The organism is Bacillus cereus group sp. BfR-BA-01347 (genome assembly GCF_022663835.1).
GTDB classification, from domain to species: Bacteria; Bacillota; Bacilli; order Bacillales; family Bacillaceae_G; genus Bacillus_A; species Bacillus_A thuringiensis_K.
Window position 1 is genome coordinate 47649 of the sequence record NZ_JAKUGG010000004.1, and the last position, 13992, is coordinate 61640.

Genomic DNA, 13992 nt, shown 5'->3' on the forward strand with positions numbered 1-13992 from the left:
GGAATCAATTTAAGAAAGAAACGCGATAAGTAAAAAACTACAAAAGCGACTTATTCAAAATAAAAACATACATATCAGAATACAGACAAAAAAAGGATTGAATATACAATTTCAATCCTTTTTTTATATTATCAACACTTTAGCACATATTACTCTTAAGGAGTGATATGTATATGGATTTTCTTTCACCTGAATATTTGTCTGCCCTACTGGCCATCATTGTAATCGATTTAGTGTTAGCCGGAGATAACGCCATCGTAATTGGATTAGCAGCAAGAAGATTACCGAAAGATCAACAAAAGAAAGTTATTATATGGGGTACAGTCGGGGCAATCGCTATTAGAGCCCTCGCTACCTTAGTTGTCGTTTGGTTATTAAAAATACCTGGTTTACTTTTAATTGGTGGTGTACTCCTTATATGGATTGCTTACAAATTAATCGCTGAAGGCAAAGATCATGATATTAAAGCAGAAGAAGGATTTTGGTCTGCCATTAAAACTATTATTATTGCTGATGCGTTAATGGGCATTGATAATGTACTCGCTGTTGCAGGAGCTGCCCATGGTAACTTTTCTTTAGTAATCATTGGGCTATTAGTTTCTATTCCTGTAGTTGTATGGGGCAGTACATTGATTTTAAAATGGGTAGATCGTTTTCCTGTCATCATTACGATTGGAGCAGCCGTTTTAGCTTATACTGCCGCGAAAATGATTGTAGATGAGAAATGGTTCGCTGGATTTTTCGAAAGTAACCCTTTCGTTAAATGGGCATTTATCATTATTATCATCGTCGGTGTAGTTTTCTTCGGAAAGGCAAAACAAAAAGCAAAAGCTGGTTCTGTCTAATAATGATGGTATATTTACAAATAAAAGGCACTATTCATATGAATAGCGCCTTTTATTATTTATTTAGCTTCCCCTTCCGGAGTCGTTTTTACTTTCGTTTTGTTTTTATCACGGTTGTTATAGTTATACTTCGAACGGTCTACTGGAGTAAATCCTTCCGGTGTGTAGAATCGTAATAAGTCACCATTTACGACTTGGTCAGAGTATTTTAGTGAGTTTTGAACCATTTGTTCATTTTTCTTTATTTCATCTGTAAATTCTACTGGTTTTCCAGTAGTTGTATCATAATATTTGCCGTTTAGTGCCGTAACTGTTGGGCTTACGTAATTACCGTTACGGAACGCAACGACTTGTTTATGATCTGGTGATAATAAATCAGAACCAAATTGAACATAATTCTTTGTATCTGTACCTAGTAAGTGTAATAGTGTTGGAAGAACGTCAATTTCACCACCGTATTGATGTTGTACGCCACCTTTCACTCCTGGTACACGAACGATTAAAGGTACACGTTGTAACTGTGCATTTTCAAATGAGTTCATTTCTTTACCCATTACTTTTGACATTGCTGCGTTATGGTTATCTGAAATACCGTAATGGTCTCCGTACATAACGATAATTGAGTTATCATATAAACCAGATTGTTTCAAGTAATCGATGAAGCCTTTTACAGATTCGTCTAAATAGCGTGCTGTTTGGAAGTACGTATCTACTGATGAATCACCTGTTGTTGCTGGTTCAATCGTTGCTTCTGCCTTATCAATTGGATAAGGGAAATGGTTTGATAACGTAATAAATTTTGTATAGAACGGTTGTTTCAACGTTTGTAATAACGGAATAGATTCATTAAAGAATGGTTTATCTTTTAATCCGTAGTTTACTACGTCTTTTTCATTCATATCATAGTATGACGCATCAAAGAATTTATTAAAACCAAATGATTTATAAATATCGTCACGGTTCCAGAATGTTTTGTAGTTACCGTGGAATACTGCTGATGTGTATCCTTGTTGTCCTAAAATAGCTGGTGCTGATTGATACGTATTATGAGATTTCGTTGTAAAGACAGAACCTTGCGGTAAACCAAACATTGAATTCTCTAACATAAACTCCGCATCAGATGTTTTCCCTTGTCCTGTTTGATGGAAGAAGTTATCAAAGTATAGTGTATTCGCATCTTTTGTAAATGAGTTTAAGAACGGTGTAACTTCTTGACCATTTAATTTGTAATCAATTAAGAAGTTTTGGAATGACTCTAAATGAATGTAAATTACGTTCATTCCCTTTCCTTTACCGAAATACTCAGGATTTGGACTTGCATAAGTTGATGTTAAATAATTTCGTACTTCTGTCATATTATCGCCATCAGCTAATGCTCGTTCTGTCGATGCTTTCGCACTTTGAATTCCATCATAAATTGTGTAGTTGTATGCACCTAAATATTTCACAATATAATTACGGTCAAACGTTCTAGTTAATAATTCAGGACGGTCAGACTCTGCAAGACCTAAGTTAACACTGAATAATAAAATACCTGCTACAAATACTAATGATAATTTATGCTTCGCAACACGAATTGGTTTCGGATTTGCAAATTTCGTTGCTACTAATCCAATTAAAATAATTGTATCTAAGAAGTATAGCGGATCATAAAGATGTAGCAACGCAACAATACTACCACCTAAATCTCCAAAGTTATTCGTTTGTGTTAATGTCGGGAACGTAATAAAGTCACTGAAAAAGCGATAATATACTACGTTTGCGTATAAAAGAATCGACAATAACAAGTTGATAACAATTAACCAAATATAAGATCGTTTCCCTTTTGCAAATAATGCAAGTCCTAAAAATAGAACTGCTGAACTAAGCGGGTTAAAAAACAGCAAGAATTTTTGAATTGTGTTTGAAATTCCTAAATTAAATTCCGTTACATAAGCTGCATATGTTTTGAGCCAAAATAAAATAACGGCAAACAGAAAGAATCCAAAATGATTGCTTAACACATTTTTGCTCTTTAATAAGAACTGTTTCATTTCTCCACCTCTTTTAATCATCCAAGGCTTATTTTTTATAAGTCTGTCTCTCTATTCAAATTTTCTTCTTCAAATAGATTATCTTTATTTAACTATATGAAGAATATTAGTAATTATAATTTGAAGCTAGTATTTATTCAACTATTTCTTTCTAGACATTTTGACCTTGGTTTCTATTTAACAAAATAAATTTGTAACATTTCCTGTTTTCTCCCAAGATTCATCCACTAATTATGACACCCCATACTATATACCTTTATAAACTCATTCGCAAACTATTCTATCTCCAAATTTGGTACATATTTCACATGATAAAATAATGCGATTTGATTATATTACTCCACTTACATTTCCTTTCTTCAACTAACTCTTTAAATCTTAAACTCATTACATCCCTTCCATACATAAAAAATTCTCATGTTCATTGATATTATATTTGAATAATTATTCATTTGATCTCCCAGCGATGTTACGTTTTCTCGACAAAAAAACTCGCTCTTTTTAGAGCGAGTTTTTTCATTATATATTATTGACCTTTGTACATTGCATCTACTTGTTTTTGAAGTTCCTCATTTTCTAAGAACTCATCATAAGTAGCCTCTTTATCGATTACACCGTTTGGTGTTACTTCGATAATGCGGTTTGCAATTGTTTGTACGAACTGATGGTCATGAGATGTGAATAAGATTGTACCTTTGAATGCGATTAAACCGTTGTTTAACGCTGTGATTGACTCAAGGTCTAAATGGTTCGTTGGATCGTCAAGTGTGATTACGTTCGCACCACTTAACATCATTTTAGATAACATACAACGAACTTTTTCGCCTCCAGATAATACAGAAACGTTCTTCTTAACTTCTTCACCTGAGAATAACATACGGCCTAAGAAACCACGTAAGAAGCTTTCAGACTCATCTTGTGGAGAGAATTGACGTAACCATTCAACTAAGTTGTAATCACTGTTCTCAAAGTACTTAGAGTTATCTCTTGGGAAGTAAGATTGAGAGGTTGTAACACCCCATTTGAATGAACCACTATCCGGCTCCATTTCACCCATAAGGATTTTAAATAATGTTGTCATTGCAATATCGTTACGGCCGATAAATGCAACTTTATCACCTTTATTTAAAGTGAAGTACACATTATCTAACACTTTTTCACCATCAATTGTTTTAGAAAGACCTTCAACAGTTAATAAGTCATTTCCTACTTCACGCTCAGGTGTGAAGCCAACGAATGGGTAACGGCGTGATGACGGTCTAATATCATCTAATGTAATTTTGTCTAATAATTTTTTACGAGAAGTTGCTTGTTTCGCTTTAGAAGCGTTTGAACTAAAGCGTGCAATGAAGTTTTGTAACTCTTTTACTTTCTCTTCTTTTTTCTTATTAGCATCTTGTGTTAATTTTAAAGCTAATTGGCTTGACTCATACCAGAAGTCATAGTTACCAACATAAAGCTGAATTTTACCGAAATCAAGGTCAGCCATGTGCGTACATACTTTATTTAAGAAGTGACGGTCATGGGATACTACGATAACTGTGTTTTCAAAGTTCATTAAGAAGTTTTCTAACCATTGAATCGCTTTTAAGTCCAAGTGGTTGGTAGGCTCATCTAATAATAGAATGTCAGGTTGACCGAATAAAGCTTGAGCAAGTAATACTTTTACTTTCTCTGCCCCAGTTAATTCTGACAATTTCTTATCATGAAGATCTTCACCAATACCTAAACCTTTAAGAAGGATTGCAGCTTCTGACTCAGCTTCCCAACCGTTAAGCTCAGCGAACTCACCTTCAAGTTCAGCAGCACGCATACCATCTTCATCACTAAAGTCTTCTTTCATGTAAATAGCATTTTTCTCTTGCATTACTTTGTAAAGTTGCGTGTGACCCATAATTACTGTTTCTAATACTGGGAACTCTTCATATTCGAAGTGGTTCTGTTTTAATACTGCTAGACGCTCACCTGGCGTAATATGTATGTCACCTGTTGACGGTTCAATTTCTCCAGATAAAATCTTTAGAAATGTTGATTTACCAGCACCGTTTGCTCCGATTAAACCATAGCAGTTACCTGGCGTGAATTTTATGTTAACATCTTCAAATAATTTGCGATCCGCGAAACGCAAACTAACGTTACTTACTGTAATCATTTGTGTCCTCCTACTAATACCTAGGGTTTCTCAACCCTACTCCAATTTTAACAGAAATCCATAATTTACGATTCCTTTATTTTCATCTGTAAACAATTCTACTAGAACATGCTAATCATTACAACTTATAATTATGATATAAGTAGTTTTATTACACTTTTTAAAGAATTATTTAATAATATCCTCTAAAATCCATTAACAAATTAAGGCGCTAAACACATATATAATTACAAGAATTGCTACCATTATAACCGAAAAAGACGCAGGTCTAAAATCCATGCCCCTCTCATCGCTATTACACTTTATATTTTTTGAAAAATTCACGAAGCGCAATCTCTATAATATCATCACGATTGATTCGAAGCACATCTTCGGCTATACCTAATTTTGAACATGTCTCCTTGCCGAGATACACCGTCCTACTAACCTTTTCTTTCGCCCCACCTTCCCTAATGCGTTCATGTAACGAATGAATCAGACTAGCATTCTTAGGCGACGAACTCTTTTCCTTTTCTTGCATAAGCGTATTAACTGCGCTTTTAATCGAAACCCATTCGTTTTGCATTTTCCGTAATTCACTTACATCTTTTTTCGTAAGTACATCGTCTGTAGTTGCTACCTTCGCATTATCCGTAATTGCTATAAATTCTCGGATATCCGCTTTTAAAGGTGGTTCTCCTTGCCCTGTAAAATGCCAACCTAAATCACTTTTTTTACTATATTCATACCCCGCATTTTTCATCCCCCTTAGCAACCTTTTATCACATATGCCAATTTCTTTTCCAACTACCTTAGCGGTATTTCCTTTGAGTAATTTTATTAACTCTTCAATCTTCATAATTTATCCCCCTTCAATTACGCAACTTGCTAAATAATCCTATTATTACAATAAATGGATGATACTTTTTTAAATATAGCACATAAAAATAAAAAGATGTAGCGAATCTGCCACAACCTTACTTTTGTTCTTACCTTAATCAACTTAAAATGAACTAGAATATACTTAACTATAAAGCTGTTCATCACATTAAATCTAATTGCCTTAAAACGCTAATCTCGGCATCGTAGTTTTTGAATGTAGTTTATAAAAAAGAAAAGCGACGCCGTTAAGCATCGCCAATCTTTACTATATTTCTTATATTCCGCGAGCACGTTCCCTAGATCGTTCTAATCGCGACAATTCCTGCGCTACCTTCTCGATGTCTGCGTCTTCGCGTACGTTCATTTCCGCAACTTGTATAATAACCTGCTTCGGCTTCTCGGTGCTGACGTTCTTTCCTTTGTCCCTACTACCGAATAAATCACCTGCGACACTCGGACGATTTGCCGTCTCAATCGCTTTGAATAAATTCGCTTGCTGCGCTTGTGTTAATACCATTTCATTTTTGAGTAGACGTGCATCTACTTCGTCGAATTTCGGGCGGTGCGCTGCTAATCCGTATGGAGAACCGCCGTTATGATACTTCGGCTTTTTCGTAACTTGTGATAGTGTGCCGCCGTTGTGACGTTTTTCCGCATTCGAGAAGATATTTGATACTGTACGTTGTATCGACTCTTTAATATTAACGAATACGTTTTTAGTCTCGGATTTTGTCGCTTCCTTCTTAACTCTATCTAGCTCCTTATGCGCTTGTGAAGCGTCCATATTTAGATTTTTTTGTACTTCTCGTCTCATTTCCGCCTCGGCGTCGGCGTTTTTTTGTTGTACGTCGGAAATATCGCCTTTTGTCTTCTTCGTATTCTCTTTTTGCGCATCCTTATCGGCTTTTGCATTTTTGGAATCGAAGTCGGACGTGTCACCCTTCGTCTTCTTCGTATTTTCTTTAGATCCTTTCTTGTCGGCTTCGGCATTCTTTTTATCGTGATCCGACGTATCACCCTTCGTCTTTTTAACGTTTTCCTTAGATCCTTTTTTATCCGCTTCGGCATTCTTCGCATCAAAGTCGGAAGTATCTCCCTTCGTTTTCTTGTTGATCGGCTTTTCTAGTTCGTTATTCATATCGATAGCCTGATCTTGTACCGCCTTAACGCCATCTTTAAACATCTTCGCTTGATTTTCCGCTTGCTGAATGCTGCCCTTCGCATCTTGCAACTTATCGACCATTTTGTTCGATGCGTCTAACGATTGCTGCTGCTCCTTAGTAAGTCCGCCCGCTGCCTCTTTCTGCTTTTCTAGCGCTTCGACGTTCTTTATTTCACCCTTTAATTTATCGTTAATCATACTAACCGCGTTCGACATTTCACCGCTAACGCCCGCCGCTGCCATTTGTTCCTCGATAACGGCTTTTGTAATTTTATCGTACTGCATCGATTTACCGTTTAACGCTAAAGTCTGCGCATTAAATTCCTGCGTTGCCGATTGTGCTTCGCGATATTCTTCACGCGCTTTTTCCGTGATCTTGTTTTGTTTCTCTAGCTGCTCGCCCGCAAACTTCGCTTTCTCCGTCATTTTTCCGTTTGAGTCCGCTAATGTAGAGTTATAAGCCGCCTGTAATCGCTCGGATTCCTTTTGCTGCGTGTTATACTCTTTTTCTAACTTCGGAAGATCCTTTTTAACTTCACGCGCCTTTTCTAATGCCTTCGTATAGTTCTCTAGATCCTTCGCTTGATTCATCATTAATTTAGATTGTGCTAAAATTAACTCTTCTCGCTGCATTTGTCGATACTGATCCGATAACTTACGTGCTTCGTCCGTAGTTTTAATAATCGCATTCCCTTTACTATCAAACGCCGTAACCGTCGCGGGCGCTTTTTGTATGATCTCATCATTGACCTTTAGAAGTTTAGCTAATTCATCTTTTGATAGTCCTGATTTCTTCGCTAATGCTTCGTATTCTGCGATTAATTTTTGCTTAGAATCGCCTTCTTCCGTACGTTTGATCTCGTTTTGTATATCCTTATAACGAAGTAATTCGTCAGTAGTTAATTTAACTCTTCCTTTTAGTTCGTCGTGCGTATTCGCAAGATCGTCTAACGTTTTAGCTTGTTCACCTAATTTCTTATACGTTTCGAGATTTACGTCTTGGAAATCTTCCGTATCTTTCTTCGCACTCTTAATATATGTCGATAAACCTGCGACCGCTGCGCCTACTAGTGATATAGCTGCAACGTATGGATTCGCCTTCATAGCGCCTTGTAATATCTTTAGCGCACCGACTACCTTTCCGATATTCGTCGTTACTACCATTAATCCCGTTGCCGCTCCCGCTGCTGCTAATCCTGCCGATAAGAATGCGGGATCGATGCTTGCTAATCCTGATACAAGCGCCGTCGCTCCATTAACTACCGCCGTAAATGCAGGTAATAACGTTGTACCTAGCCCGATTGCTAATCCTTCCATTGCCGATTTTGCTTGATTCCATGCGCCGACGAGCGTTTCTTGTTGGATCTTCGCTACACGTTCCGCAGTTCCGCCCGATAATTCTAATTCTGTTTTATAATCCTGTAATGATCCTTGTCCCTGCTCTAGTAATGCTAGGAATCCCGCACTTGCTTCCGTTCCTACTAATTGTGCCGCAGTTACGGTTTTTTGTGCGTCTGTCATTCCGTCCATCTTAGAACTAATGTGACCGATCAATTCGGGTAGCGGTTTGAATTGTCCGTTTGCATCTACTACGGAAATTCCCAGTTCATCGAATGCCTTCGCAGTTTGTCCCGTTGGATTCGCTAATGATAATAGCGCAGCCCTTAACGATGTACCCGCTTGTGATCCTTGAATACCTGCGTCGGACATCTTCGCTACCGCCGTAGCTGCGTCCGTCATATCCCAACCTAATGCACTTGCTACTGGCGCCACATATTTCATAGCCATACCCAACTGATCTAAATCAGTATTTGCAGTCGTCATTGTCTTCGCTAAAATATCGACGGCTTTCCCCGAATCTGCTGCATTAAGTCCGAACCCAGTCATAATATTCGAAGTTATGTCGGCGGATCGTCCTAGATCCATTTGTCCAACTGCTGCTAGATTTAATACGGAAGGTAACGCCGACATACTATCGGATGCGCTGAATCCCGCCATAGATAAGAACGATAACCCTTCCGCTGCTTGTGACGCGCTAAACTGCGTCGTAGCACCTAAATGCTTCGCCGTATTTTCTAATTGTTTAAATTCGGAATCGGTCGCGCCTGATATCGCCTTTACCTTCGCCATTGATTGCTCGAAGTTAGCCGCAGCCTTTACGGAAGCACCGACACTTGCTACGATAGCTACGCCCGCTACTGCTGACGCTTTACCTAATGCCGACATTCCTTCCGAAGTTTGTTTTGATTTAGTTGATGTTTGTTGCATTTGTGTTTGTGCTTCTTGCATTCCCCGTTTAAATTGTGCATTATCGAGGGTTAATTTTGCTTTTATTTCACCCGCATTTGCCATCTTACATCGCTCCAATTCGTGTTAGTGCGGCATAGTAACCGCCAATTGACGATGTATATCGATCTCCTTTCTTTATGTTTAAAATACGGTATGTGAAATTATAGATTACCAAAAATTAGCGTCGTACCCTCGTTGCCTAGCGTCATACGCATAGATACCGCCGTCACCTTTTAACGTAGTACGTTCTCGTGCTTCCCATACATACGTAGTATGATTATACTCAATTATATAATTATCGTATCCGTAAACTTTCCGTGCTTGTGCGATTACATCTTGTAACGTCCCTTTTAAGGTATTGTTTTCCTTATTCATTCATACTACCTCCGATAATATAGAAATATGTAGGGCGTTATCGTACGCCCTTGACGTTTTATTATTGATATTCCCGCAGTACTATCGGATTAAGTGACCGAATTTGTGCGCTTTTAGATATGCCTGATACTGATCGTTATATTTTTCCATATACGTTTTACGATCGTTGGCATATTCGAATGTATTTTTTGATACTTCACGAAGTCCGCGTTCTAGTGCGATCGTGTTAACGAAGTTAGCACCTTTCATTCTCTTCGCCGAATCTAGTAATTTAGCGAATTCTTTTTGTTCGCCGCTAGTCGTTTGATTTTCTAACTTTGTATTAATATCACCTAACGCCTTTGTTAACATTAATTTGTCAGTCGGATTTGCTGCGCCTTGAATCGCTGCTGCCGCCATTTCCGTAAAGTTCGCGTGTATTTGCTGCGCGTATGCTTGTCCTTGTTCTGCTAACGCTGCATACTTTTGAATCGCTACTAACTTCGCCTTTGCCGTAGGTGCAAACATAACGCCGTTTGCTGCTTTCTTCGCATCCATATCGAATAGTGCTTGTTCTCGTTCGCTAGGTGCTTCGACGCCCTTTAATAGAACGTCTTCCGCCGCCGTGATTACTTCGCCAAGAACCGCCGAATAGTTTTTATGCTCGTTCTCGATATGAGTTAATAGCGCCGCTTCTCGTTGTAACGTATGTTTCTCGCGCTTCTCGTGCTTACCTTGTGTCGATAACGTCTTATCTTGGTTAATTCGTTCGCGTGACTCTCTTAATTGTGGAATAAAGTCACGTGCCATATATCCAGTTAAGTTATTTTTAATTTGATGCGCCTCCATTAATTTCCCTTGCATTTCCTTTACGTTTATTTGTGTGCTTTCTACTGTTATTCTCCATTACCTCCAATTAGTTTTAGTTTATTTTATTTGATGTTGCTTGGTTTTCTTTGCTCATTAATTTGGTGAATGTAATTCACTCGATATACGGCGTATAGTACGGCGTGATCTTTCCGTTTGCTGCGCCATGCTTGATGAAATAAGTTGTTTAAAACTTCGTATGATATAGCGATATCGCCTTTACGAATTGGTGACGGCTCTACGGTAATTCCCGCACGTTCTAATAAAAATCCGTCGCCTTCTATATCGACGTGGCTTCCATGATCTCGCAAAATCATACTTTTAAACCTCGCCATAACTTCGTGATCCAATCGCACCCTTTACCGAATAGTGATCGTTCTTCCTTCGGTATTTCTTCGATGTTGTGACGTTCTTTCAGTTCTGCTAACGCCTTTAATCGCTTGTTCTCATCTTGCTCTAACATTTCTAAAATCCATTCTTGTACGTGTGGATTCTCGATATTACGCTTCGTTTCAGTCGTCTTTTCAGCTTCTACTAGTAAGCATAAAATCTCGCTTTCTTTTAGTAGTTCGCCGTAAATTACGTTAGTATTTGTCATAACATCGAACGCCATATTCTTCGATGGATTACGAGAATTTAAAAATACAATCTCGCGTAGCTTATTTGGAATCGTGCCGCCCTCTTCGACTAGTTGATCTAGTGGCGTAACTATATTCGCTATTACATATCCTTCTTCGTACATTACTGCGATAAGAAACCACTTATCGACAAATTCATGTACGTCTGCGATAACTAATGGTCGTAAACTTTCTTTTTTGTTTTGTTCTCTCTCGTGAGTTCCCACTATTTACTCGCCGCCTTTTCTTTTAGTTTTATAGATAAGTCTTGCAATGGTAGCGCATACATTACCGAATCTAGTAGCCTAAAATCTTCTTCACCGACAAAATCTACGATCTTTTTAACGCTATCTACGTTCGGAGTCGATCGACCGATTTCCCACGCTGAAACGCTGCGTTTGTTTGTCCCGATTAAGTCGGCAAATTCTCGTTGTGATACGCCTGTTAGCGTTCGGATTAACCGTAATTTCTCTTTAGTAATTTGATACATTGTATCGCTCCTTCTTTCCGTGTTACATTGACCTATCACCTAATAGATTTTGTAACATCGAGTATTTAAATAAAAAGGTGTGGCGGGTGGGCAATTTCCGCCGACTACATGCAAGGTGACCTTTTCCGCATATTGCCTATATAGGTCTTTAAATTTGCCCTCAAGTGTTTTATTTCTGTAATAAACCGAAACGCTACCGCAGCCAATGGCGTTTAAATGCGGTAACATCATTCATAGGAAGTTACTAATACGTTGCAGACGGTAAAAGCGAAACCATCCCAAGGAAATGAAGTAAGGTGACGAGCCTCGCTCCGAATGTGATACTATTATCATTGAAAGTCCTACGGTGAGTAATCGAAGAAGTGGCGCGATTAGAGGAAATCACATCTATACTTCTTCTCACTATATATGTCCCACCAATCAGCACTTTCTTGTATACGTTGACCTATTATTTAGTAGTTTTTGTAACATCGTTCATAAATTCACCGTTTAGTGCCCGACGTATAGCCTTTGATTTCCTATCTCTCGCGTTATAGCACATTTTGCAGCGTGGTTTAGATCCACCGCGCCCGTTACTGTAAAAACTATCTAACGGCAACGTATCGCCACAATCTTTACACTCACGATGATCTATAATTTCCCCGCTAACTTCGATTGGAATAATTAACGTATGTGTATTCGTAGTCTTCGCAGCGACATTGCACGGCTTGCAGCGCGATTGTAATCCGTCGTGCGCCTTCGAACTTTTATGAAAATCCTCTAGCCATTTCATTTTTCTACATTTTGTACATTGTTTTTTATTTTTCATCTTAAAAACCTCCGATTATTTTTATAATTTAGTCGTCTAATATTCTCGTAATCAATTCCGATCGATCCCCCTTCTCTTCGTAGGTTTCTATTAAAGCGATATTCCTTCGCCTTCTCTTCGTTCTCTATTCGCCTTCATATGATCGGGCATTCGCTCCATATCGCGTAAATCGTGATCTTTTAATTCCGCGCATAGCTTCGTATATCTCTCGTTTGCTGACGTGAATCGAGATAATAAGACGCTTTTTTCTAGCGGTTGTAACGGAAGGGAGCGATTAGAAAAACCTTTTCCGCGTGATACGACTCTAATCAATCCGACGTCTTTTAACGTTTTAATGTATCCTTTTACCGCGTTTGGCTTCTTATTCATTAGTAACGCTAGTTGACTTTGTGTAGGATATGCGCAGCCATCATCTTCGTTGAAATACTCAACTAGAATCATATAAAGCATTAGCGTTGCTTCCCTGACGCCGTAGTCCGATAAGTATAAGTAGTTCCTTAGATCGCTAGGAATACGAGTCCAACGAATACCGTCTTCAAAATTGCCCTTGTTGAATGTCGGCTGCGCTGCGTATTTCTTTAATATTTCCGATGCTGATTCGATTTTCTTTTTCTTGTTGTCCTGCATTCTTAACCTCTCCTTCTGACATGGTATCTTTCCGAATACTACTAAGTATCGTGCCAAATACTACTAGGTACCTTTCCGAATACCAGTTAGGTATCTTTCCGAATACGTAATATATCTTTAAATAAATCTTTAAAATAGAACTTTAAAATATATCTCTGCTTCGAATTCAAAAACCGAATTCTTACAGTTACGCATATAAGGTAGTAAGTAATTTAATAGTGAAGAGAATTTATATAATATATCCTCGCCGCCTCGTTATACGTTTTGTTGCTGACTCTTATATAAACGCTTGTACTTTATCGTTTTGGGTTAACGTCGATAATTTCTTTTTACCGTATCGCTTGTTTACCCTGACACTTATATAAACGCTAGCTTACGAGAATAAGGGCGATATCTATTAAAATTAGGTTAATGCGCTGAATCGCTAATAAGGCGCACAAGAATCGCTTGTATGACGTTTTAACGCAGAATAGGCACAAATATATCAGAAGGCGTCAGAAGAGCGCACACAAGACGATATATGACGTCATGAATTTAAAATGTGGGAGCGAATTTTTTACGAAGTGTGACCGCTGGATTTCGTTAGGATAGCGATAAGATGAATAAAAGAGGAATTTCGGTAGGAATTTCGGTAGGATCTTCGGTAGGATCTTCGGTAGGATATCGTTAGGAATTCGTATAGGCTGCGCAAAAGTGTCGTTAGCTGCTGCGTATAAACCCTTCGAGTTAAAAATGGTGCGCGCTTTGTGAATACCGTTGCTGCGGGTGCTTCGACGGGGCGGTTGGGGGGCACGAGATTTTTCGTTTGAAGGGGCGGCGACGTGTCGTGCCGTGCTCTCGACTCTTCCGACTCGCTGCGATGCGTTCACGACAATCGCTTCGACTCG

Annotated in this window: 12 protein-coding genes; 1 reads left to right on the forward strand and 11 read right to left on the reverse strand. The window is 38.5% G+C overall.

Features of this window, described 5'->3' with window-relative positions; genetic code table 11:
- Positions 1 to 173: 173 nt before the first annotated feature.
- A complete protein-coding gene (locus MR143_RS08460) occupies positions 174 to 845 on the forward strand; it encodes a TerC family protein (RefSeq protein WP_000346948.1) in 672 nt (223 codons plus the stop codon).
- A gap of 59 nt (positions 846 to 904) precedes the next feature.
- On the opposite strand, the gene ltaS is transcribed toward MR143_RS08460, so the two are convergent.
- From ltaS to MR143_RS08515, 11 genes are all read right to left on the reverse strand, one after another.
- A complete protein-coding gene (gene ltaS / locus MR143_RS08465; RefSeq protein ID WP_000808745.1) occupies positions 905 to 2878 on the reverse strand; it encodes a lipoteichoic acid synthase in 1974 nt (657 codons plus the stop codon).
- A gap of 526 nt (positions 2879 to 3404) precedes the next feature.
- Positions 3405 to 5030 carry an ABC-F family ATP-binding cassette domain-containing protein gene (locus MR143_RS08470; RefSeq protein WP_000633864.1) on the reverse strand — a complete coding sequence of 542 codons (1626 nt, stop codon included), beginning with the start codon at positions 5028 to 5030 and terminating at the stop codon, positions 3405 to 3407.
- A 295-nt stretch (positions 5031 to 5325) separates the two neighbouring features.
- Positions 5326 to 5868, reverse strand: coding sequence for a hypothetical protein (locus tag MR143_RS08475; protein ID WP_061660903.1), 543 nt, complete (start codon positions 5866 to 5868; stop codon positions 5326 to 5328).
- A 297-nt stretch (positions 5869 to 6165) separates the two neighbouring features.
- Entirely contained in the window at positions 6166 to 9405 is a 3240-nt protein-coding gene (locus MR143_RS08480; protein WP_199717573.1) for a phage tail tape measure protein, read from the reverse strand.
- Positions 9406 to 9510: 105 nt separating this feature from the next.
- Entirely contained in the window at positions 9511 to 9717 is a 207-nt protein-coding gene (locus tag MR143_RS08485; RefSeq protein WP_061660901.1) for a hypothetical protein, read from the reverse strand.
- An 81-nt stretch (positions 9718 to 9798) separates the two neighbouring features.
- Complete coding sequence (locus MR143_RS08490) at positions 9799 to 10545, reverse strand: hypothetical protein (protein ID WP_242280703.1); 747 nt, start codon at positions 10543 to 10545, stop codon at positions 9799 to 9801.
- Positions 10546 to 10628: 83 nt separating this feature from the next.
- The gene (locus tag MR143_RS08495) at positions 10629 to 10880 is read right to left on the reverse strand and encodes a hypothetical protein (RefSeq protein WP_030026072.1); all 252 of its coding nucleotides are present in this window, start codon (positions 10878 to 10880) and stop codon (positions 10629 to 10631) included.
- Complete coding sequence (locus MR143_RS08500; protein WP_061660899.1) at positions 10877 to 11407, reverse strand: hypothetical protein; 531 nt, start codon at positions 11405 to 11407, stop codon at positions 10877 to 10879. The genes MR143_RS08495 and MR143_RS08500 overlap by 4 nt, the downstream gene beginning before the upstream one ends.
- Positions 11407 to 11709: a helix-turn-helix transcriptional regulator gene (locus tag MR143_RS08505; RefSeq protein ID WP_199717574.1), complete on the reverse strand. Its 303-nt coding sequence runs from the start codon at positions 11707 to 11709 to the stop codon at positions 11407 to 11409. The genes MR143_RS08500 and MR143_RS08505 overlap by 1 nt, the downstream gene beginning before the upstream one ends.
- Positions 11710 to 12118: 409 nt before the next feature.
- Positions 12119 to 12478: a hypothetical protein gene (locus MR143_RS08510; protein ID WP_061660897.1), complete on the reverse strand. Its 360-nt coding sequence runs from the start codon at positions 12476 to 12478 to the stop codon at positions 12119 to 12121.
- Positions 12479 to 12568: 90 nt separating this feature from the next.
- The gene (locus MR143_RS08515; protein ID WP_199717575.1) at positions 12569 to 13105 is read right to left on the reverse strand and encodes a helix-turn-helix domain-containing protein; all 537 of its coding nucleotides are present in this window, start codon (positions 13103 to 13105) and stop codon (positions 12569 to 12571) included.
- Positions 13106 to 13992: the final 887 nt, after the last annotated feature.

What these genes read in the sequence shown, in the direction of transcription:
- MR143_RS08460 (WP_000346948.1), top strand. Translation starts at nt 174, where the DNA reads ATGGATTTTCTTTCACCTGAATATTTGTCTGCCCTACTGGCCATCATT.
- ltaS (WP_000808745.1), bottom strand. Translation starts at nt 2,878, where the DNA reads ATGAAACAGTTCTTATTAAAGAGCAAAAATGTGTTAAGCAATCATTTT.
- MR143_RS08470 (WP_000633864.1), bottom strand. Translation starts at nt 5,030, where the DNA reads ATGATTACAGTAAGTAACGTTAGTTTGCGTTTCGCGGATCGCAAATTA.
- MR143_RS08475 (WP_061660903.1), bottom strand. Translation starts at nt 5,868, where the DNA reads ATGAAGATTGAAGAGTTAATAAAATTACTCAAAGGAAATACCGCTAAG.
- MR143_RS08480 (WP_199717573.1), bottom strand. Translation starts at nt 9,405, where the DNA reads ATGGCAAATGCGGGTGAAATAAAAGCAAAATTAACCCTCGATAATGCA.
- MR143_RS08485 (WP_061660901.1), bottom strand. Translation starts at nt 9,717, where the DNA reads ATGAATAAGGAAAACAATACCTTAAAAGGGACGTTACAAGATGTAATC.
- MR143_RS08490 (WP_242280703.1), bottom strand. Translation starts at nt 10,545, where the DNA reads ATGGAGGCGCATCAAATTAAAAATAACTTAACTGGATATATGGCACGT.
- MR143_RS08495 (WP_030026072.1), bottom strand. Translation starts at nt 10,880, where the DNA reads ATGATTTTGCGAGATCATGGAAGCCACGTCGATATAGAAGGCGACGGA.
- MR143_RS08510 (WP_061660897.1), bottom strand. Translation starts at nt 12,478, where the DNA reads ATGAAAAATAAAAAACAATGTACAAAATGTAGAAAAATGAAATGGCTA.
- MR143_RS08515 (WP_199717575.1), bottom strand. Translation starts at nt 13,105, where the DNA reads ATGCAGGACAACAAGAAAAAGAAAATCGAATCAGCATCGGAAATATTA.